This is a genomic window from Psychrobacter maritimus, assembly GCF_904846345.1.
Classification (GTDB): Bacteria; Pseudomonadota; Gammaproteobacteria; order Pseudomonadales; family Moraxellaceae; genus Psychrobacter; species Psychrobacter maritimus.
Window position 1 is genome coordinate 24334 of sequence record NZ_CAJHAJ010000007.1, and the last position, 19965, is coordinate 44298.

General features: G+C 42.5%; 25 protein-coding genes. 4 read left to right on the plus strand and 21 right to left on the minus strand.

The window, feature by feature from the left end; translation table 11 throughout:
• Positions 1-131 precede the first annotated feature (131 nt).
• A complete protein-coding gene (gene ilvN / locus JMX50_RS10100) occupies positions 132-629 on the minus strand; it encodes an acetolactate synthase small subunit (protein WP_183621152.1) in 498 nt (165 codons plus the stop codon).
• Positions 629-2341, minus strand: coding sequence for an acetolactate synthase 3 large subunit (locus tag JMX50_RS10105; RefSeq protein ID WP_201629503.1), 1713 nt, complete (start codon positions 2339-2341; stop codon positions 629-631). Before JMX50_RS10105 ends, ilvN begins: the two co-directional genes overlap by 1 nt.
• A gap of 966 nt (positions 2342-3307) precedes the next feature.
• Between JMX50_RS10105 and JMX50_RS10110 the strand changes: the two genes are divergently transcribed.
• The gene (locus JMX50_RS10110; protein ID WP_201629438.1) at positions 3308-3808 is read left to right on the plus strand and encodes a DUF4124 domain-containing protein; all 501 of its coding nucleotides are present in this window, start codon (positions 3308-3310) and stop codon (positions 3806-3808) included.
• Between the two features lie 70 nt (positions 3809-3878).
• Here the strand turns inward: JMX50_RS10110 and JMX50_RS10115 are convergent, their stop codons facing one another.
• The gene (locus tag JMX50_RS10115; RefSeq protein WP_201629439.1) at positions 3879-5654 is read right to left on the minus strand and encodes an NAD(P)H-hydrate dehydratase; all 1776 of its coding nucleotides are present in this window, start codon (positions 5652-5654) and stop codon (positions 3879-3881) included.
• A gap of 192 nt (positions 5655-5846) precedes the next feature.
• Between JMX50_RS10115 and queG the strand changes: the two genes are divergently transcribed.
• Complete coding sequence (gene queG / locus JMX50_RS10120; protein WP_201629440.1) at positions 5847-7088, plus strand: tRNA epoxyqueuosine(34) reductase QueG; 1242 nt, start codon at positions 5847-5849, stop codon at positions 7086-7088.
• Positions 7089-7206: 118 nt separating this feature from the next.
• On the opposite strand, the gene lysM is transcribed toward queG, so the two are convergent.
• The 6 genes from lysM to JMX50_RS10150 form a co-directional block, all read right to left on the minus strand.
• Positions 7207-7716, minus strand: a complete 510-nt coding sequence (gene lysM / locus JMX50_RS10125) for a peptidoglycan-binding protein LysM (protein ID WP_201562638.1) — start codon at positions 7714-7716, stop codon at positions 7207-7209.
• Positions 7717-8058: 342 nt separating this feature from the next.
• Entirely contained in the window at positions 8059-8295 is a 237-nt protein-coding gene (gene acpP / locus JMX50_RS10130) for an acyl carrier protein (protein WP_025652201.1), read from the minus strand.
• Positions 8296-8578: 283 nt separating this feature from the next.
• On the minus strand, positions 8579-9313 hold the full coding sequence (gene fabG, locus JMX50_RS10135; RefSeq protein WP_265088596.1) for a 3-oxoacyl-ACP reductase FabG: 735 nt from the start codon (positions 9311-9313) through the stop codon (positions 8579-8581).
• Positions 9304-10272, minus strand: a complete 969-nt coding sequence (gene fabD / locus JMX50_RS10140; RefSeq protein ID WP_201629441.1) for an ACP S-malonyltransferase — start codon at positions 10270-10272, stop codon at positions 9304-9306. Before fabD ends, fabG begins: the two co-directional genes overlap by 10 nt.
• A gap of 419 nt (positions 10273-10691) precedes the next feature.
• Positions 10692-10874 (minus strand): 50S ribosomal protein L32, encoded by a 183-nt coding sequence (gene rpmF, locus JMX50_RS10145; RefSeq protein WP_079691010.1) that lies wholly within the window; start codon positions 10872-10874, stop codon positions 10692-10694.
• Positions 10875-11202: 328 nt separating this feature from the next.
• On the minus strand, positions 11203-11796 hold the full coding sequence (locus JMX50_RS10150; RefSeq protein ID WP_201629442.1) for a YceD family protein: 594 nt from the start codon (positions 11794-11796) through the stop codon (positions 11203-11205).
• Positions 11797-12047: 251 nt separating this feature from the next.
• On the opposite strand from JMX50_RS10150, the gene JMX50_RS10155 reads away from it, so the two are divergent.
• Positions 12048-12791: an elongation factor P hydroxylase gene (locus JMX50_RS10155; protein WP_201629443.1), complete on the plus strand. Its 744-nt coding sequence runs from the start codon at positions 12048-12050 to the stop codon at positions 12789-12791.
• A gap of 283 nt (positions 12792-13074) precedes the next feature.
• Positions 13075-13695, plus strand: coding sequence for an L-threonylcarbamoyladenylate synthase (locus tag JMX50_RS10160; protein ID WP_201619949.1), 621 nt, complete (start codon positions 13075-13077; stop codon positions 13693-13695).
• Positions 13696-13776: 81 nt separating this feature from the next.
• On the opposite strand, the gene rplQ is transcribed toward JMX50_RS10160, so the two are convergent.
• From rplQ to rplR, 12 genes are all read right to left on the minus strand, one after another.
• Complete coding sequence (gene rplQ, locus JMX50_RS10165) at positions 13777-14136, minus strand: 50S ribosomal protein L17 (protein WP_183621142.1); 360 nt, start codon at positions 14134-14136, stop codon at positions 13777-13779.
• Between the two features lie 19 nt (positions 14137-14155).
• Positions 14156-15163 carry a DNA-directed RNA polymerase subunit alpha gene (locus JMX50_RS10170; protein WP_068408445.1) on the minus strand — a complete coding sequence of 336 codons (1008 nt, stop codon included), beginning with the start codon at positions 15161-15163 and terminating at the stop codon, positions 14156-14158.
• 81 nt (positions 15164-15244) lie between these two features.
• Positions 15245-15886 carry a 30S ribosomal protein S4 gene (gene rpsD, locus JMX50_RS10175; protein WP_011279807.1) on the minus strand — a complete coding sequence of 214 codons (642 nt, stop codon included), beginning with the start codon at positions 15884-15886 and terminating at the stop codon, positions 15245-15247.
• 48 nt (positions 15887-15934) lie between these two features.
• A complete protein-coding gene (rpsK, locus tag JMX50_RS10180; RefSeq protein WP_010196728.1) occupies positions 15935-16324 on the minus strand; it encodes a 30S ribosomal protein S11 in 390 nt (129 codons plus the stop codon).
• Positions 16325-16344: 20 nt separating this feature from the next.
• A complete protein-coding gene (gene rpsM / locus JMX50_RS10185; RefSeq protein ID WP_021813384.1) occupies positions 16345-16701 on the minus strand; it encodes a 30S ribosomal protein S13 in 357 nt (118 codons plus the stop codon).
• On the minus strand, positions 16680-16889 hold the full coding sequence (locus tag JMX50_RS10190) for a hypothetical protein (protein WP_201624038.1): 210 nt from the start codon (positions 16887-16889) through the stop codon (positions 16680-16682). The genes rpsM and JMX50_RS10190 overlap by 22 nt, the downstream gene beginning before the upstream one ends.
• A 66-nt stretch (positions 16890-16955) precedes the next feature.
• A complete protein-coding gene (gene rpmJ, locus JMX50_RS10195; protein ID WP_010196721.1) occupies positions 16956-17072 on the minus strand; it encodes a 50S ribosomal protein L36 in 117 nt (38 codons plus the stop codon).
• Positions 17073-17104: 32 nt separating this feature from the next.
• Positions 17105-18436 (minus strand): preprotein translocase subunit SecY, encoded by a 1332-nt coding sequence (gene secY / locus JMX50_RS10200; protein ID WP_201629504.1) that lies wholly within the window; start codon positions 18434-18436, stop codon positions 17105-17107.
• A 19-nt stretch (positions 18437-18455) separates the two neighbouring features.
• Complete coding sequence (gene rplO, locus JMX50_RS10205; protein ID WP_068034621.1) at positions 18456-18896, minus strand: 50S ribosomal protein L15; 441 nt, start codon at positions 18894-18896, stop codon at positions 18456-18458.
• A complete protein-coding gene (rpmD, locus tag JMX50_RS10210) occupies positions 18896-19075 on the minus strand; it encodes a 50S ribosomal protein L30 (protein WP_068408453.1) in 180 nt (59 codons plus the stop codon). The genes rplO and rpmD overlap by 1 nt, the downstream gene beginning before the upstream one ends.
• A gap of 20 nt (positions 19076-19095) precedes the next feature.
• Positions 19096-19611, minus strand: a complete 516-nt coding sequence (gene rpsE, locus JMX50_RS10215; RefSeq protein ID WP_010196711.1) for a 30S ribosomal protein S5 — start codon at positions 19609-19611, stop codon at positions 19096-19098.
• Positions 19612-19613: 2 nt separating this feature from the next.
• Positions 19614-19964, minus strand: a complete 351-nt coding sequence (gene rplR, locus JMX50_RS10220) for a 50S ribosomal protein L18 (protein WP_149490924.1) — start codon at positions 19962-19964, stop codon at positions 19614-19616.
• Position 19965: the final 1 nt, after the last annotated feature.

Genomic DNA, 19965 nt, shown 5'->3' on the forward strand with positions numbered 1-19965 from the left:
CATGGATAAATAAACGCCTAGATTACAGTCACTGTCGTAAAGTGATTTGCTATATAAGCGCTATGTTAAGTGTTGAATAAATAAGTTTAAAATACCAAGCTTAAAACCGTATATTTTGCAATAAACGCTGATTATAAGCTTAGCGTTTTTTCGCCGCGTGCAATACCAATCACACCCGAACGCACGACTTCCATGATACGTTCGCGGCCAATCACATCGATAAAGCCATCAAGCTTGGCTTTGTCACCGACGATTTGAATGGTATAAAGGTTTGAATTTACATCAACGATTTGTGCGCGGAAAATATCGGCACTGCGTTTAATCTCTTCACGTACACCGCCTGTCGCTCGTACTTTGATTAGCATAAGCTCGCGTTCAACGTGTACATTATCTGATAGATTAAGCACTTTAACCACTTCAATCAATTTATGCAATTGCTTGGTGATTTGTTCAATTTTTTCAGGTGAGGTAATAGTGGTTAACGTTAAGCGAGAAATACTCGGATCGTCTGTTGGGGCAACGTTCAAAGTTTCGATGTTGTAGCCACGTTGAGAAAACAAACCAACCACTCGCGACAACGAACCCGCTTCGTTTTCCATCAATACCGAAATGAGATGTTGTTGTTGCATTAGGTACGCTCCCCTTTTGTTAACCACATATCACGCATCGCTTGCCCAGCGATTTGCATCGGATACACATGCTCGTTACGATCGACATAAACGTCGATAAATACCAATTTATCTGTCATGGCCATGGCTTCTGCCAACTGTGCTTCCATAGTCGCAGGATCAGTAATTTTAATACCGACGTGACCATAGCTTTCGGCCAATTTGACAAAATCCGGTAATGAATTCATATAAGACTGTGCATGACGGCCTTCATACAGCATGTCTTGCCACTGTTTTACCATACCTAACTGGGCGTTATTTAGGTTTAATATTTTAACTGGCAAATTATACTGTAGGCAGGTTGAGAGCTCTTGGATATTCATCTGAATAGAGCCTTCACCGGTAATACAAACCACGTCGCGCTCAGGGTTAGCAAGCTTCGCCGCCATTGCGTATGGCAGGCCAACGCCCATGGTACCAAGACCACCTGAGTTTAGCCATTGACGCGGCTCATTGTAGGTATAGTAAAGCGCCGCAAACATCTGATGCTGACCGACGTCACTGGTGATAATCGCGTTACTATTAGTCACTTTATCTAAAGCTTGCACGACCGCTTGTGGCTTAATGCCATTGTCAGTGCTGGTGTCATAACGCAGGCCATGACGCTTACGCCACTCGTTAATTTGTGACCACCAATCTAACAATGCATGTTGTTCTAGCTCTTTATCATCACCGACAATCTCTAGGATATCGGTAAGGACAGATTTGACATCGCCCACGATCGGAATATGCGCATTAATCGTTTTCGAGATGGACGTAGGATCAATATCAATATGAATAATCGTCGCATTCGGACAGAATTTTTTGACATTATTGGTTACGCGATCATCAAAACGCGCCCCAATTGCCAAAATGACGTCAGCATGATGCATGGTCATGTTGGCTTCATACGTGCCATGCATACCAAGCATTCCTAAGAACTGACTATCAGAGCCAGGAAAGGCACCCAAGCCCATTAGGGTATTGGTTACTGGTAAATTCAAGCGATGCGCAAGATGAGTCAGCTCTTTATGTGCATTACCTAAAACAACACCGCCACCAGAGTAAATGATCGGGCGCTTAGCAGCGAGCAGCGTTTCAACCGCTTTTTTAATCTGACCACTATGACCTTTTAATGACGGCTGATATGAGCGTATAAATACCTCTTTCGGATATTCATAAGCAAATTTCTCGCTAGGCGCGGTCATGTCTTTTGGCACATCGATGACCACAGGACCGGGGCGCCCAGACTGGGCAATATAAAAGGCTTTTTTGACAATCATAGGAATTTCGCTAGCATGGCGCACTTGAAAGCTATGCTTCACGATAGGACGCGATACACCAACCATATCGGTTTCTTGGAAGGCATCTTCACCGATTAGGCTACTAGGTACCTGACCTGCGATGACCACCATCGGCACAGAATCCATAAAGGCGGTGGCAATAGCCGTCACCGTGTTGGTAGCGCCCGGACCTGAAGTCGCTAAGACCACCCCTGTCTGACCTGTGACTCGCGAATAAGCATCTGCCATATGACCGGCTGCTTGCTCATGACGTACTAAAATATGCTCGATATTCTCTTGTTGAAACAAGGCATCATAAATATGCAGAACAGCACCGCCTGGGTAGCCAAAAATATATTTGACCCCTTCATCGGTGAGTGATTGCACCAACATCTCAGCGCCAGATAGCATCACAGGCTGATCGCTACCTTCAGCAAGGCGTTGTTGCTTCTCTTCAAAATTTTTGGCGGCATTACCCGTTTGGGTATGTCCAGTCATATTTGGACTTTGCGTGGTTTGCGTCACTGTCATCACCTTTTTTTGTGGCAAGAATTGGCGTTTATTTATAAGAGAAAACCACGATATTTACATAGGGTTGTCCGGCTTTTAAAATAAATACGAATCCTTGTCCATATCAAGAATGTGTGCCCACCATATCTAAGTAACGCTGTTTTATAAGACAGCAAGCCACTCAAACACAGCAATATATGTAAGGTCAGTATTGTGACAGGAGTTTATCGATAGACAAGTGACAAGATGCGAATGCACCTATAAAAGAAGCTTATTATTTGTGATGAATACGAGCTTACGCCAGTAATAAATAAATCGATAGCGCATGAAAAAACAAATCTCAAAATGGTTACCACATTATAGGATCGCTAAATCTTATAACCTGTTTGATGAGTAAATGTTATAACCACACATTATGCCCTATTTTTACTACAGCCAAATCTTAGCAAACACACTAATAATAAGTTTATCTTAGTCATTGTAGACGGATAAGTCCGGAGACAATAAATATAGCATCTGATAACCATTGCGATAATGACCATCTATTTTATATTCTTGTCACAAAGAAAATACAGCTAAGCGAGCTACTGATAAGCAACCGCTAGTCCTTATTTTCAAGTGCCACGGCAATATCATAAAAGCCGCTCACTGACCAATCAACTGCTATTATATTCGGTGGTTTGGGCACCATTGTCAAGAAAAACTTCTAAACCCTATACCTAACTATTAGTTATTAAATAATGTACATTTATAAGTATTATTTGCTAGAATCAAACGCTAATGTATTTATATTGTTATTAAGACGTTTAAATATTATCCTTAACTGATAAATATATCCGTTTTTTACCTATTAAGAGGATTGTTACCATGGCATATGCGTCTACGATAAATACCGCTGCCAAACTGCTTATGAGTATCAGCACGGCGTGTATGCTCATGCTACCAATCAATGCCAGTTATGCCATTCAGGTTTATAAGTCTATCGGCGCGCATGGTGAGGTGAAATATAGCCAACATGCCCCGCAAGATGGTAGAAATATCGAAGTGATTGAATTTCGCAGTGACGGTAGACAAAGTAATGCTGGGCAATTAGCTGGTAAAACTGAAGCCAACCAAGCGGCACCACAAAGCGCAGAAGAACAGCGGGTGGCGCAGTTAGAAGCGCGTATCAAAGAGCAAGAGGCGCAGGCCAATGCTCAACGTTGCCAGTCATTACGTAACAATTTGACCAACCTCAATGTTGGCGGACGTATTTATGAGATGGATGCCAACGGTAAACGTCAATATTTAGATGGCCGTGAAATTGAGCTAAAGCGTGAGCGTGTACAGCAAGCGATCAATCAATATTGTAATGGTGCTAAAACCTAGTTTTAATTATTTTTTCAAGAATTTTAATGACGCTCTATTTAACGCTTATCAATAATGACTGAGTTATTAATTATTCAGTCAGCAATTGCATAACATGACGAATAGCAGCGGGCATATCTTGCGCTTGTAAGCCTCGTTGACCGACAAGTAATGACCTATCATTATTGGTCATACTGTTTAATTTCCCCGTTTGTTTGACTAAGCAGTCTCCTGCCAACCCATGAAGAAGCACCGCTTGGTGCAAACTACGCGCTGCTTCGTTTAAATCTTCTTGAGCTAGCAGACCTGCAATCACACCTGATAGCACATCGCCCATACCAGCGCTTGCCATGCCAGCGTTACCGACGCCGCAAACATAAACATGATGCTCTGCTTTATCCTGTTCCAAAATCAACGACCCTGCGCCTTTTAATACCCAATCTCCACCATATATCTTGGCACACTGTTTTATCGCTACTAACCTATCAGCTTCTAGCTCACTAATCTTTTTATTTAATAACTTAGCGGCTTCACCACTATGCGGGGTGAAACAAACCTGACGCTTAGCGCTATGCTCTTTTAGCTGTGTGATTAATTGATGTTCATCGAGATGTAATGCTGCCAGATGATAAAGACCGTCCGCATCAATGATTATCGGCTTACCTTCTCTTATCGCAGCTTCAATATAAGTGATAAACACTGCTTTTGCTTTTTGATCACGGCCCAGTCCCATACCGATAGCCATCACACTGGCTTCCTTGATAAGGTCTTTTACCCCATCTGTATCATGTAAATTCATCGTCATTGCATCTGGCAGTGAGGTTAATAGCGCCGCATGAAATGCCTCGTGACAGGCTACGGTGATTTTACCAGCCCCTGTTGCCATCGCACTCGAGGCCGAAAGGATAGCGGCACCGCCCATCCCTTGGGAGCCATCAATACGATTACCACCAATGACCAGTACATGTCCATAACTGCCTTTATAGCTGTTTTGCCGACGAGGATTTAAAGCATGTGCAGTCGTCATTAATTTGGCAACTGGCTTAAATGCCTCACTATCCATTTGATACGGTATCAGCGGTATATCCATCACTTCTCCGCTATAATCCATACCATCTTTAGTATGCAAACCAAATTTACGCGCAATTAAGCATACCGTCGCATCAGCTTGCACCGCTATTTGGTCGAATACTTGACCCGTAGAAGCAACCAATCCGCTGGGAATATCAACCGCAATCGCCAAAGCACTATCATCCTGAATAGCAGCATTAAAAGCGCAAATTGCCTGCTTATAAATACCTGTAGGCGCACGATCTAAACCAATACCGAATAGCGCATCGATATAAACATCCGCTTGCCACTGCTTATTTACTTTCTCATTATCATTATCATTACTGTCTTCAAAGTGCTGATAAGAACAGTTAGTAGACAACGCTATTTGTAGCGCCTTTTCTGCATCAGATAGCGCTTTTTTCTCGTTAAGATGTTGCGTTGTATTAGCTATCTCAAACTCATGACTATCAAAACCAACGGCTATGACCTCTACTTGCCAGCCCATTTGCTGCAAATAATAAGCAATCACCCAACCGTCGCCACCGTTATTCCCCTTGCCCACCCAAATGCTGACTCGATGCGAATAAGCAGGACGACGGTAAAAATCAATATTATCTGATGCATGAATATTTAGGGATTTTTGCTCATAAAGCGCCGCAATATACTGCGCCATTTGCCATGCCGCTTGTTTCATCAGTCCAAAACTATCATGACCGTCTGTAAACCATGCCTGTTCCATAGCATAAAGTTGTTTACTGTTATATAGCGCGATAGGCATAGTGCTATTTGCTAATAAATTGACTGGTACTGGCATGGTTGATTCTCGCTTATTTTATTTAATAGCTTTGTTATTTTAATAATAGGATGACTTATCATCCCTATGAGCTTATTCAAATGTTAGGTTCGATCAGATATAGTATAAATCCAGATTTATTTATTTTGCTACTTGCGCTCTTGGCTCACTGGCTTATCATACAGCTATTCACATTATCATTTATAGCTCACTATGAATAGCAAATCCCAACCTACTCAGTCTCAGTTAATACAGCCAGACACACAGGCGTTAGCAGCGCAGACGACTACGCCCAATCATGTACGACAAACAAAAATTGATGTTAATAATGCGCCAACCTTTGCAACGCCATCTGAGGTAAAGCAATGGATTAAAGCCCAAGCCCAAGCTCTAGGCTTTGCTGACTGTGGTTTTTTATCGGTGCATCATCCTTTATTTGTTCAGCAGACTGAGCGACTACAGCAATGGCTAGCTAAAGGTTATGAGGGGCAATTGCAGTTTATGCATAATAACCATCATTTGCGTACCCATCCCGAACAGCTGGTAGAAGGCGCCAAAACCATCATCAGCGTACGCATGGATTATTTAACCCAAACTCCCACACCGCGAGCGGTCACTGATAATGCTTATCCCAATCAAGGTATCATCGCCCGTTATGCTCGAGGTCGCGATTATCATAAAACAATGCGTAGTCGCCTCAAGCAATTGGCATTAAAAATCGAAGCCATGCTTCCTGAATGGCAGCATCTTAATATCGGCTCAGAGCAAGATTTTATCTTTAGACCCTTTAGTGACTCTGCTCCTATCTTTGAGCGACCTATTGCCGACGCAGCAGGTCTTGGTTGGACGGGCAAACATACCCTACTCATCAACAAACAAGCTGGCTCATTTTTTGTACTGGGTGAGCTGTTTATGAGCCTCGAGCTGCCCGATGATGAGCCGGTTAAAGAGCATTGTGGCAGCTGCAGCGCTTGTATCGACATCTGCCCTACCCAAGCGATTATCGCGCCCTACGAGCTTAATGCCTCTGCCTGTATCTCTTATCTCACCATTGAGCACGATGGCATTATAGACACCAAATACCGCCGCGCCATTGGTAATCGTATCTTTGGCTGCGATGACTGTCAGCTTATTTGCCCATGGAATCGCTACGCCAACCTGACATCGGTAGAGGACTTTGCGCCGAGGCACAATCTTGATAGCAGCAGTTTACTTGAGCTATGGCAATGGCAGGAAGCAGAGTTTATGAAAAAGACCGAAGGTAGCCCATTGAGACGCACGGGTTATGTGAATTTTTTACGTAATATTGCCATTGCTCTTGGCAATGCGGATGGTAGCGCAGAAATAACCTTTCAACTTCAGCAAAAATTGGGCATCCATAATGCCATGCTCGATGAGCATATTACTTGGGCTATCAAGGAGCAGCAGGAAAAATTAGAAAGCTTTAAGCCATAACTTCTATAGCAAATATACCAAAAAAAAATGCCTCTTATTTTAGTAAGAGGCATTTTTATTAGCATGTAACTTTAAATATTTATGTTTAAAAGTCTATATTTTAATATTCAAAATCATCTTATGGCTTAGGAATACGCAATACTTGACCAGGATAAATCTTATCTGGCTCAGAAAGCATTGGCTTATTGGCTTCGAAGATTTTCATATAATCATTCGCTGAACCATAAACGTCTTTTGCAATTTTAGATAAGCTATCACCAGATTTTACCGTATACATAGTAGATTCAGGCGCATCTTCTTCGATATCGATATTATCGATGACTTTAGCAACGTTTTGCACGTTACCGATAGCAATAATGGCTTTTTCACGGTCTGCTTGTGTTTTCGCTTTACCACTGATTTCAGCAGTATCGGTTGAGCCGTTGTATTTGATTTTTAAATCGCTGATATTCAGGTTTTGTTGCTGAATACGACGCAGTAAAATATTGGCAACAGACTGAGCTGATGGCTCACTGCTTTGTACTGGGGTGTTGGCATCCGCTTTGGTTTCTGCTTTAGCGTCATGCTTGGCATCATCACGGTTAAAGATTTTATCACCGATATCTTTTGCAAAACTGAACATACCCATATAACTGCTCCTTAAAATATTATTAATTATTATGCATGGTTATTTTTACGATGATAACGCCTAGCGGTTACCATCCTTTTTTGCTTACCATTATGAGTATAAGCAAAGGTATCAGCGATGAATAGTAATAGTATGTTGAGTAATGTTGATTTGGCGTAGCTTATGTTAACGTAATCGTTAATGGTAACGAGTAATGTATAAAAGCTATTACGCCAAATTAAGAAAGACAATAATAGATAGCCAGACGATATTTATAAAAATAAGCTATAAAAAAATAAGCAAAAAAAACCGCTTATCTATTAAGATAAACGGTCATATCAAATGGTTTAAGCTAATCGCTAATTATAGCTGCGCTTGCACGTAATCAATTGCTTTTTGAACTGTGGTTAGTTCTGCTGAATCTTCATCAGGAATAGTGATGCCAAAATCGCTTTCAAATGACATAACCAATTCAACTAGGTCTAATGAATCAGCGCCTAAGTCTTCCATAAATGATGCATCGTTGTTGATGTCTTCAACATTCATACCCAATTGTTCTGCTACTGCCGCTTTAACTCTTAGCTCGGTATCATTACTCATGTAGATTTCTCCTTTTTGATCTATTATTTTGACAAATTGCTATAGTCCCGTATTGGGCACTATAGCATTATATATAAAATGGGATGTTCAGATTAATATGGCTGTCTGAGTGCACTATAACCAATTATACGTTTTGACTAATGTCTGGTAAAGCCTTGCTATCATACAGGGCTTTGACAAAAAAGTATCCGTCATTATAGCACCCTTTATTATAGTTTACACTCGTTCACAGAGTTTTTTATTATAAGTATGTAACGCTTAATTAGAATAATAAATTCTAATGCTACATATACATGCCACCATTAACTGGAATAATCGCACCGGTGATATAACTGGCTTCATCACTTGCTAAGAATGAGACCGCCGCGGCGATATCTTCTGGCTGACCAAGGCGGCTAATCGGCACCGCATCGAGCATTGAATTGAGTAAGCGCTCATCGAGCTCATCGGTCATGTCTGTTTCAATCAAACCTGGAGCGACACAGTTAATGGTCACCTGTCTTGAGCCAATCTCGCGCGCCAGCGTACGGCTAAAACCTTCTACACCAGCTTTGGTCGCAGCATAGTTAGATTGGCCCGCATTGCCCATTTGGGCGACAACAGAGGTGATATTGATGATACGACCACGGCGCGCTTTCATCATACCGCGTACCGCACGTTTACTCATACGATAGACTGAGGTTAAATTGGTATCAAGCACATTGTCCCAATCTTCATCTTTCATGCGCATCAATAAGCCATCTTGGGTAATACCAGCGTTATTGACCAATACTTGTACCGCGCCATAGACGCTTTCAATCTCTTCAAACAGCTTATCAATCTGCGCGGTATCACGTACGTCTAATACTCGACCAATACCGCCGCTATCGTGTAAATAATCATCAATAAGTGCCGCGCCTTTTTCTGTGGTCGCGGTGCCAATGACAAAATGGCCTTCTTTGGCAAAACGTTTGGCAACGGCTTTGCCAATACCGCGGCTAGCACCGGTCACTAATGTAATCGTACGGCTCATGATAATACCTCCATTAACTTATCTAGACGGGCGGGCTTGTCGGTAGGATAACTGGCAATAGGATGCGCTTGACGCTTGGCCAAATTGCTCAGGACATTACCACTGCCACACTCGATTAAAATATTAATTTGTTTATCCGACAGCTCTTGCATGGTTTTTGACCATAAGACAGGTTCACTTAACTGCTCGGTCAATGCCTGCTTGATGCCCGTGGCGCTGGTTTCGACCCGTGCATGACGGTTTTGAATCACAGGAATAGTCGCTTGATCAAACTGAATAGCCGCTAGCTCTTCGGCCAAGGCACTGCTTGCAGGTTCCATAAGGGCACAATGCGATGGCACACTGACCTTTAATGGAATGGCTTTTTTGCCAGTATTTTGGACTTTATCAATGACGGCGTTGACGCCTGCGGCATTACCTGAAACCACCACTTGTCCGGGACTGTTAAAGTTTGCTGCCCCGACAATGGCATCATCAACATGCTCGGTAGCTTGTTCACACAAGTTCTCAACCCGGTGGTCTTCTAGACCTAGTACGGCTGCCATTGCAGTATCAATACCAACCACCGCCTCTTGCATCAATTGGCCACGCTTATGTACCAGCTTGACGGCATCAGCAAGCGTTATCACACCAGCCGCACACAGGGCGCTATATTCCCCTAAAGAATGACCCGCTAGGTAACAAGGCTTGTCTTTTATTTTTTGTTGTAAAATGCGCCAAACAGCGATACTAGCAGTCAATAAAGCCGGCTGAGTGTATTGGGTTTGATTGAGCTTGTCTTCGTCCTGACAAATTTCCCATAAATCTTCACCAAGCGCCGTACTCGCCTCAGCAAAGGTATCACGAATTTTAGGATAGGTTTCAGCAAGCTCACTCAGCATTCCGACGACTTGCGAGCCTTGTCCTGGGAACATAACTGCGATGCGAGTGGGTTGTTTCTTTATCATATCGGGTACAGAGGCCATAACCAATATTCCTTATTTAATTGGAAATACCCCTAAATTAATGGGGTGCATTATAGAATTAGAAAATAATTAGAAGATTTATGATATAAAGTGATGGCTATCATTATTCCTTTAAGACAGCTAACGGTGGTTAAACTATACACTGACGCAGGCAATTAGCATAGCTGCCAACAAGCCAATGGCGTAAAACGGTTTATTTATAATATTTACTGCTTAAATTTATAATATTTACTACTTAAAATGAATTACTGTTAAAAAACCAATAACAAAAAGCCAAGTTATCTAGCTACATAATATATGATAGCGAAATAACTTGGCTTTCGTTTGCTCAAACTGCTTGCCCAATAATAACTGTGTAAAATCATAGATAGTTATCGGAACTATCATCATTTTGCATCAACCATCAATTAGCAAATAACTTAAGCGTCTTGACTAACTTTAAACAACTGGCGACCACGATAGAAACCATCTTTAGTCATGTGATGACGGCGATGCTTTTCACCAGTGGTGGCGTCGATGCTTAACTCAGCGATTTCCATACGATGATGTGAACGGCGCATGTCACGACGAGAACGACTTTTACGACTTTTTTGAACAGCCATGATATAGCTCCTATACTTAAAAGGGATAAGCTTGAAATTCAGCTTTAATCGATACTGACAGAGGCTATATAATCACAACAACCTAAGTCTTACGCATCATTAGTTAAATAGATTGCCACACGTATTAAAGTGCTGACTACGTCTAAAATCTATAGTTCGTTTGCAAGGTCAGCTTCTCTCTGCCAGCGGCAGGTTGCTAGAATGCAATAAACGGGACATTATACGCATGTTTCGCGAATTAATAAAGCCCTGCTTTCCACTCTTCTGCAGAAAGCTGATAAAAGGTATAAAGCCGCCATTAATTTTGCCCATACTGCAAATTATACGACTACAACTTACCTTTTAACGAAGCTAACGCCGCAAAAGGATTTTCATTTTCTTCTTCTTCTGGTATCTCACCGAACTGCTCAACACTCATCTCGCAATCATCATGCTTTGGTGCCATCGGTGTTTTCAATAAAATCTCATCTTCGACCAGTTTTTTAAGCGGTAATAAACGCTCAGGAGCCGGCTCAGTGATAATTTCATCAAGCAATAAATAATCCTGCTCTTCACCGACCAAGCGCACTTGGCTTTCATTATCGAGCAATGCGATATCATAATCATCGGTCAAATCAATCGCAATCGGTTGCAAACAACGCTGGCAAGTTAACCATATCTCACCGGTTAAGGTAAAAGAGAGATGCAAAACATTATTACGGCGATAAAGATTTGCTTTAATCTCAAGCTCTGACTGTAGATGCTCGGTCGTCAGTAAGGCATTAAGACGCTCAAAAGAGCGCGGTGCCACTTGCCCTACCCATTCAAAACCACTGTCTTCCCATTTACTTAAAGAGATATGTTCTGGCAGATTCGCTGACGTAGGGACTGATGCTTTATCAGCCTGAAGCGCTGAGGGCTTGTTTGTTGGGGTGCTTGACATGCGCGGCCTCATTCATCAAAAACGGTGTATAATATTGCCTGCCATACTAACGGAAAGCACTGATTAGCGCTAGCGCTAGTATGTTAAGATTTTTTGGCACTAACTTTAGTAATAGTTATAGCACTGGTTTTGATGCTAATTGTTGTACACTAATTTTCGCAAAAGGTTTGCCTCTTGCTTTGTTTTATCGGCGTCACTCTATTGTGCCTGTATAAAGCGCCATAAATCTCTTACTTGGTTACTATTTTAATATGATATCGCCTGTGGTTGATCCTGATTTTTCTCACTTACTTTCTGCGCCTGACGCCAAACGTTTACTAAAACGTCTTCAGGCATTGGACAATAAAAAACCCAATGATAGGGTCAAAGTAAAGCCGCAGCTAAAAGCACTGTCAGAACAATGGCAGCAGATTATCCATACTCAACATACAAAACCCTTTCCTGAAAAGCCAATCATAGATGCACAAAGTACAAATACCTCTAATGATGAGAATGAAAAAGCAGCGACTGATTGGCTGATAAGTTTATTCAATACCTTGTTTGCGGAGCAGCAGGTTATCTTAGTACGCGGCGCGGGCGAACCAGAGTATTTTCCTGCCAAAAACAATCAGCCAGCACGTATTGAATTTGCCCATGGTTTCTTTCAAAGTGCATTGCATGAGCTAAGTCACTGGAGCCTCACTGGTAGCGAGCGTAGGAGCTTGAGCGACTTTGGCTACTGGTATGCGCCTGATGGACGCACGGCAGCGCAGCAGCAGGCATTTGAGCGTGTAGAGATTAAACCACAGGCACTGGAGTGTTTGTTTAGCTTGGCTTGCGGGCGTAATTTTCAAGTCTCACAGGACAATCTATTTGCAGACTTTGATACCAGCACTAGCACCTTTGCGCAGGACGTCTATCAACAAGCCAAAGCTTATATTGCTGAGCCTCATACGCTACCACGTGATGCCAAAACGTTATTGCAGGCATTATTGACTATCTGTAGCGCTGCTTAGTTGCACAATACTGCTCACCTCATATTTGCTACTTATCAAAAATAATCCATTTTATAGCGTTAACGTTTCCCTACTCATAGTAACGCCGTGCCAATAAACTTATATTTGCTTTGCGCTATACTGGATAGGTAGTTTTGATTTTTTCTATGCTTAATTGTTTATTAGCATAGTTAGTCAGAAAAAAGTCTGATATTAAAATTGTTCGATTCAATCATGATGGATTAAATTTTTATATTAAAAATCCCATATCAAATAATCTATAATTATAAAATAAGGAACGATTATGCAAGTATTCTACATTCATCCAGAGAATCCACAGCCGCGACTTATCGAACAAGCGGCGGATTTATTACGCAGTGATCAGCTGCTTATCTACCCTACCGATACCAGTTATGCGTTTGGTTGCCGGTTAGGTGCCAAAGATGCGCTAGAAAAGCTCAAGCAAATACGTGCGCTTGATGATAAGCATCAATTTACGCTGCTATGTCGCGACTTAAGTGAAATTGCCAATTATGCAAGCGTAGACAATGTACAATTTAAACAGCTAAAAGCCCATACACCAGCACCGATTACATTTATCTTAAACGCTACCAAAGATGTGCCTAAGAAATTGGCGCATCCTAAGAAAAAAACCATCGGTATTCGAGTACCGAGCAACCCTATTGCGCAGGCGCTGTTAGAAGCCATGGACGAACCTATCCTGACCAGCTCCTTAATACTACCAAACCGTGATGATATATTGGACGATCCCTTTGAGATCGAAGACTTATTGGGTCATCAAATAGATGGTTTGATAAATGCCGGCATTAAAACCACTAAGCTAACTACCATTATTGATATGACCAGTGGCCAGCCCGAGGTTATTAGACAAGGTGCGGCTGATGTCAGCTCGCTATTGTTATAAATAAAAAATGCATAAAAAAAATGCATAAAAAAAAGCTCCAATTAATTGGAGCTTTTTTTATCTTACAATTAGCGTGTAAAATTAGTCACGATCAACCAGTTCTACATAAGCCATTGGCGCATTGTCACCATCACGGTAACCGCATTTTACGATACGCAAATAGCCACCTGGACGAGCTTGGTAACGAGGACCAAGAGTACCAAATAGTTTGCCTACCATAGCTTTGCTACGCATACGGCTGAATGCCAAACGACGGTTAGCAACGTTGTCTTCTTTAGCCATAGTGATTAATGGCTCAGCAACGCGACGTAACTCTTTTGCTTTTGGTAAAGTTGTTTTGATCAGTTCATGCTCAAATAATGAGTTGGTCATGTTCTGAAACATTGCCTTACGATGACTGCCGGTACGACCCAGCTTGACTCCACTCTTACGATGGCGCATAGTCAAAAATCCTTAAAGTTTAACGGCTACGATAAGAAAAGCGATCATCAACACGAAGGTCAGCTGGCGGCCAGTTATCTAGGCGCATACCAAGCTCCAAATCTTTAGACGCTAATACGTCCTTGATTTCCGTTAATGATTTCTTACCAAGATTTGGGGTTTTTAGTAGTTCAGTCTCTGAACGCTGTACCAAATCACCGATATAGTAAATGTTTTCAGCTTTCAAGCAGTTGGCTGAGCGAACCGTTAGTTCAAGATCGTCCACAGGGCGTAATAGCACCGGATCAACCTCTTCTTTTTCTTTCACAGGCTCAGGCGCTTCTTCAGCTTCTAGGTCAACAAAGATAGAAATCTGTTGTTGTAAAATAGTGGCTGCTTTACGAATTGCTTCTTCTGGATCTATAGTGCCATTAGTTTCAAGCTCAATGATGAGACGATCAAGATCGGTACGTTGTTCTACACGTGCGTTCTCAACCTGATAAGCAACACGAAGTACTGGACTAAAACTTGCATCAAGCTTTAAGCGTCCAATCGCTTTAGTGTCACCATCTTCACGGCGCTGGTTTGCTGGCTCATATCCACGACCCATTACTACGCGCAAACGCATCTTAAGATGACCACGATCGCTTAATGTGCCTAATACCAATTCTGGATTGATAATGTCAACATTATGCGGCAAGGTGATGTCTGCAGCAGTAATAGTGCCTGGACCTTGTTTATCCAAGGTCAAAAATACTTCATTTTGGTCATGAAGGGTGATTGCCAAGCCTTTTAGGTTCAAAAGCAAGTCAAGCACGTCTTCTTGTAGCCCTTCAAGCGTTGAGTATTCATGGTCAACACCATCAATCTCAGCTTCAATGACTGCAGCACCAGGTAATGAAGATAACAAGATGCGACGTAAGGCATTACCTAAGGTATGCCCAAAGCCGCGTTCTAACGGTTCGAGCGTGACTTTCGCAATCGTTTCATTAACCGTATCCACGTTAATGGCATTCGGCGTTAGAAACTCAGTTGCACTTAGCATCATGATGTCACCTCGATTTATTAAACTGGTTTAATTAACGTCAATTGCTCAATGCTATTTTCATAACATCGAGCATCACGTTACTTACTTAGAGTATAGCTCAACGATCAAGCTTTCGTTGATTTCAGCAGGTAGATCAATACGATCAGGCGCTTTCTTAAACGTGCCTTGTAGTTTGCTGTGGTCAACATCTAGCCATTCTGGAATACCACGTTGTGTCGCTAGTTCGATAGCGTTTTTAATACGTAGTTGTTCGCGAGACTTCTCTTGGATAGCGATGACATCACCATCTTGCAACTGAATTGATGGAATGTTCACACGAACAAACTCATCACGGCCAGCTTTTTTTACCATCACAGTGCGATGGCTAACTAGCTGACGTGCTTCAGCGCGAGTTGAGCCGAAGCCCATGCGATATACTACGTTATCAAGACGGCTCTCAAGCATTGCTAACAAGTTTTCACCAGTAGCGCCACGCTTACGAGCAGCTTCTTTGTAGTAGTTTGCAAACTGACGCTCTAATACACCATAGATACGCTTAACTTTTTGTTTTTCACGTAACTGTAGAGAGTATTCTGAACTTTTATTACGGCTAACACCATGTTGACCAGGTGGACGAGCCGATTTTTTCGTTTTTACGTCGTATGGTTTAACACCAGACTTAAGGCCTAAGTCTGTACCTTCACGACGTGATAATTTGAGTTTTGGTCCAATATAACGGGCCATTGTTATGTCTCCTATAAGCTCTTATGATAAAAAGCTTCGTCTTTAATATTAGACGCGGCGCTTTTTCGGCGCACGGCAACCATTGTGTGGGATTGGGGTTACATCAGAGATGCTGTTGACTTTATAACCCAATGCACCTAGTGCTCTTACCGCAGACTCACGACCCGGTCCTGGTCCTTTGACCAAAACGTCGATATTCTTAACACCATATTCTTGAGCCGCTTTACCAGCGACTTCAGCTGCAACCTGAGCTGCAAATGGTGTAGATTTACGTGAACCACGGAAGCCTTGTCCACCTGAAGTGGCCCAAGCCAATGCATTACCCTGACGATCGGTAATCGTAACAATGGTGTTATTAAAAGACGCATGGATATGGGCAATGCCCTCCGATACTGAACGACGAGCCACCTTTTTGCGACTGCGAGTGTCTTTTGCCATCTTTTAGCTTCCTAAGTTAATTATCTTTTGAGAGGGCGTGTCGGACCCTTACGAGTACGAGCGTTGTTCTTGGTGTTCTGACCTCTAACTGGTAGGTTACGGCGATGGCGGATGCCACGGTAACAACCAAGATCAACCAAACGCTTGATATTCATTGACACTTCACGACGAAGATCACCTTCAGTCATGTAATTTGCAACTTGTGCACGGATAGCATCTAACTGTGTATCATCTAACTGACTAACTTTAGTAGTAGGGGCAATGCCAACTGCTTCTAAGATTTTCTGAGCAGTGGTACGACCTACACCAAAGATGTAAGTTAGTGAAATAACAGCATGCTTATTATCCGGAATGTTTACGCCGGCAATACGAGCCATTGATTTCTCTCCATTAAAGAAAAATAAGCTTTATCTATAGATAAGGCGTTATTTTTCAGATTTGTTGCTGTCAATACTAAAGCTTTTATAATTATTATCGCTGTTTTGACTTGGTAACCAAGCCCATTCATTGACCATGTTATAAAAGATTTTGCATAAACTACGGCAAGTGGCGGATGATATCCCATCCGCCGTCATTTTTCAAGTATTAATTTAATTAGTAACTAAAGCTTAACACTTTAGAGTACTAAATATTAACCTTGACGTTGCTTGTGGCGAGGTTCTGCGGTACAAATAATATGTACACGGCCTTTACGGCGCACAACTTTACAGCTACCACAAATCTTCTTAACTGATGCTTGAACTTTCATAGCATACTCCTTTGAGATATCGTACCGCTCATTTAAGGTTGAGTGGGCGATTGAATTAACGTCTGATCATGATATTGATGGGTCATCAAGTGCGCTTGGATTTGCGAGATGAAGTCCATCACCACAACCACCATAATCAGTAACGACGTACCACCAAGTTGAAACGGTACACCAAACGATGACTGGACGACCATTGGCATTAAACAAATAACCGTCATATACATCGCGCCAATAAAGGTCAGTCGGTTTAATACATGATCGAGGTAACGCTGAGTTTGTTGTCCGGGGCGAATACCTGGGATATACGCACCACTACGTTTAAGGTTCTCTGCGACTTCACGCGGACTAAATACCAATGCCGTATAGAAGTAACAGAAGAAAATAATCATTGCGCCAAACAGAACCAAATATAGCGGTTGCCCTGGAGACAACACCAATGCCATATTCTGCAATACCTTTTGCGTCAAGGTAGGATCAGCCGATTGACCAACCCACTGCCCTAAACTTGCTGGAAACAACAATAACGAGCTGGCAAAAATGGCCGGGATAACCCCTGCCATGTTCAGCTTCAACGGCAAGTGTGACTGCTGCTGAGCATATATCTTGCGGCCTTGTTGTTGCTTCTGTGCATAGTTCACTGGTACACGGCGCTGAGCACGTTCAATATAAACGATACCAGCAGTCACCGCGATGCCTAGCAATACAAAGATAAAGAGTACAATCAAGTTCATCTGCCCTTGATTGACCTGTTCGATAGACTGCGAAATCATACCTGGCGTACCAGCCACAATACTCGCAAAAATGAGCATTGAGATACCATTACCTACGCCGCGCTCTGTAATCTGCTCACCAAGCCACATTAAGAACATAGCACCAGCTACCAATGAGGTAACCGCTGGAATATAAAAGGTCAGACCAGAAGATAAGGTAAGATTTTGACTGATTAAGCCAGCACACATTCCTAATGACTGTACTAGCGCTAACGCAAGTGTGCCCTGACGGGTGTACTTGTTTAGCTTACGTCGTCCCGCTTCACCTTCTTTTTTGAGGGCTTCAAGCGATGGCAGTACTGCAGACATCATCTGTACAATAATCGATGCTGAAATATATGGCATGATGCCAAGCGCCATGATGGACATACGCTCTAGTGCACCACCTGAGAACATGTTAAACATACTCAGAATGGTATTTTCGTTGCGCGAAAACAGATCAGCCAAGTTAACCGGATTGATACCCGGCACTGGAATATGTGACCCTAAACGATAAACAATCAATGCGCCGATTAAGAATAATAAACGCGTCCATAATTCATCATACTTACGTATAAATGCAAATGGATTGAGCGGTATACCAGCCGATGACATTGATTGTTTTGACACGTTACTACTCCTCGATGCTACCACCAGCAGCTTCGATTGCTTGCTTGGCGCCTTTAGTCACTTTGATACCTTTAAAGGTATAAGCTTTAGTAACTTCGCCTGACAACATAATACGAGCGCGCTTCATGTCATGACGGATAAGGTTAGCAGCTTTTAATGTTTCAATGCTAACCACATCGCCTTCGATTTTGTTCAGTTCAGACAGACGAACTTCAGCAGTCGTCATGGCCATTTTACTGGTAAAACCAAATTTTGGTAGACGGCGATATAAAGGCATTTGACCACCTTCAAATCCTGAGCGAATGCTAGAACCTGAACGAGATTTCTGACCTTTTACACCACGACCACCAGTCTTACCAAGACCTGAACCGATACCGCGACCACGACGTTGGGCAGTTTTCTTTGCGCCAACACCTGGTGATAATTCATTTAATCTAAGTCCCATTACGCTTCCTCCACTTTTACCATGTAGTTGACGCGATTGACCATACCACGTGTTGAAGGAGTATCTTCTACTTCAACAGTATGACCAATACGGCGTAAACCCAATCCTTTCAAGCTCGCTTTGTGGCTCTTGAGGCGATGGGCACCCGATTTAAATTGAGTGACTTTCATTTTTTTCATCGTAACTCACCTAGTCTAAGTTAACCCAAGATTTCGTCTACAGATTTACCACGTTTCGCTGCCATCTTTTCTGGAGTTGACATATCACGTAAACCATTGAACGTTGCGCGAACAACGTTAGCGGTATTGGTAGAACCATAACATTTAGTCAAAACATCTTTGACACCAGCAACTTCTAATACAGCACGCATTGCGCCACCAGCGATTACGCCAGTACCTTCAGATGCAGGTTGCATATAAACTTTACTAGCACCATGACGTGCTTTGATTGGATGATACAAAGTTGCATCATTTAGCTCAACAGTAATCATATTACGTTTGGCAGCTTCTAGTGCTTTTTGAATAGCAGCTGGCACTTCACGTGCTTTACCGCGACCAAAACCAACACGACCATTGCCATCACCAACTACAGTTAGCGCGGTGAAAGAGAAAATACGACCACCTTTAACAACTTTTGCAACGCGATCAACGGTAACTAAGCGTTCTACTAGACCGTCAGTCTGTTCATTTTTATCATTTTTATCATTTCTAGCCATGATTAAAACTCCAATCCGTTTTCGCGAGCAGCTTCAGCTAAAGCTTTAACTCGACCATGATATTTAAAACCACTACGGTCAAAGGCAACTTTAGTGATACCAGCTGCTTTTGCGCGTTCTGCGATCAATTGGCCCACAGACGTCGCTGCATCAGCGTTACCAGTTGCGCCTGAACGCAAACTGCTGTCTAAGGTAGATGCCTGCGCAATCACTTCACCACCGTTCGGAGAGATAATCTGGGCATAAATGTGTTTCGGCGTACGGTTAACCGTTAGACGATGAACGCCCAAGAAACGGATATGTGCGCGGGTTTTCTTAGCTCGACGTAGACGAGCTGCTTTTTTATCAAACATT

Coding starts and splice junctions, on each gene's coding strand:
- ilvN (WP_183621152.1), bottom strand. CDS start 629: ATGCAACAACAACATCTCATTTCGGTATTGATGGAAAACGAAGCGGGT.
- JMX50_RS10105 (WP_201629503.1), bottom strand. CDS start 2,341: ATGCTATCTGGCGCTGAGATGTTGGTGCAATCACTCACCGATGAAGGG.
- JMX50_RS10110 (WP_201629438.1), top strand. CDS start 3,308: ATGGCATATGCGTCTACGATAAATACCGCTGCCAAACTGCTTATGAGT.
- JMX50_RS10115 (WP_201629439.1), bottom strand. CDS start 5,654: ATGCCAGTACCAGTCAATTTATTAGCAAATAGCACTATGCCTATCGCG.
- queG (WP_201629440.1), top strand. CDS start 5,847: ATGAATAGCAAATCCCAACCTACTCAGTCTCAGTTAATACAGCCAGAC.
- lysM (WP_201562638.1), bottom strand. CDS start 7,716: ATGGGTATGTTCAGTTTTGCAAAAGATATCGGTGATAAAATCTTTAAC.
- acpP (WP_025652201.1), bottom strand. CDS start 8,295: ATGAGTAATGATACCGAGCTAAGAGTTAAAGCGGCAGTAGCAGAACAA.
- fabD (WP_201629441.1), bottom strand. CDS start 10,272: ATGGCCTCTGTACCCGATATGATAAAGAAACAACCCACTCGCATCGCA.
- rpmF (WP_079691010.1), bottom strand. CDS start 10,874: ATGGCTGTTCAAAAAAGTCGTAAAAGTCGTTCTCGTCGTGACATGCGC.
- JMX50_RS10150 (WP_201629442.1), bottom strand. CDS start 11,796: ATGTCAAGCACCCCAACAAACAAGCCCTCAGCGCTTCAGGCTGATAAA.
- JMX50_RS10155 (WP_201629443.1), top strand. CDS start 12,048: ATGATATCGCCTGTGGTTGATCCTGATTTTTCTCACTTACTTTCTGCG.
- JMX50_RS10160 (WP_201619949.1), top strand. CDS start 13,075: ATGCAAGTATTCTACATTCATCCAGAGAATCCACAGCCGCGACTTATC.
- rplQ (WP_183621142.1), bottom strand. CDS start 14,136: ATGCGCCATCGTAAGAGTGGAGTCAAGCTGGGTCGTACCGGCAGTCAT.
- JMX50_RS10170 (WP_068408445.1), bottom strand. CDS start 15,163: ATGATGCTAAGTGCAACTGAGTTTCTAACGCCGAATGCCATTAACGTG.
- rpsD (WP_011279807.1), bottom strand. CDS start 15,886: ATGGCCCGTTATATTGGACCAAAACTCAAATTATCACGTCGTGAAGGT.
- rpsK (WP_010196728.1), bottom strand. CDS start 16,324: ATGGCAAAAGACACTCGCAGTCGCAAAAAGGTGGCTCGTCGTTCAGTA.
- rpsM (WP_021813384.1), bottom strand. CDS start 16,701: ATGGCTCGTATTGCCGGCGTAAACATTCCGGATAATAAGCATGCTGTT.
- JMX50_RS10190 (WP_201624038.1), bottom strand. CDS start 16,889: ATGGGATATCATCCGCCACTTGCCGTAGTTTATGCAAAATCTTTTATA.
- rpmJ (WP_010196721.1), bottom strand. CDS start 17,072: ATGAAAGTTCAAGCATCAGTTAAGAAGATTTGTGGTAGCTGTAAAGTT.
- secY (WP_201629504.1), bottom strand. CDS start 18,436: ATGTCATCGGCTGGTATACCGCTCAATCCATTTGCATTTATACGTAAG.
- rplO (WP_068034621.1), bottom strand. CDS start 18,896: ATGGGACTTAGATTAAATGAATTATCACCAGGTGTTGGCGCAAAGAAA.
- rpmD (WP_068408453.1), bottom strand. CDS start 19,075: ATGAAAAAAATGAAAGTCACTCAATTTAAATCGGGTGCCCATCGCCTC.
- rpsE (WP_010196711.1), bottom strand. CDS start 19,611: ATGGCTAGAAATGATAAAAATGATAAAAATGAACAGACTGACGGTCTA.
- rplR (WP_149490924.1), bottom strand. CDS start 19,964: ATGTTTGATAAAAAAGCAGCTCGTCTACGTCGAGCTAAGAAAACCCGC.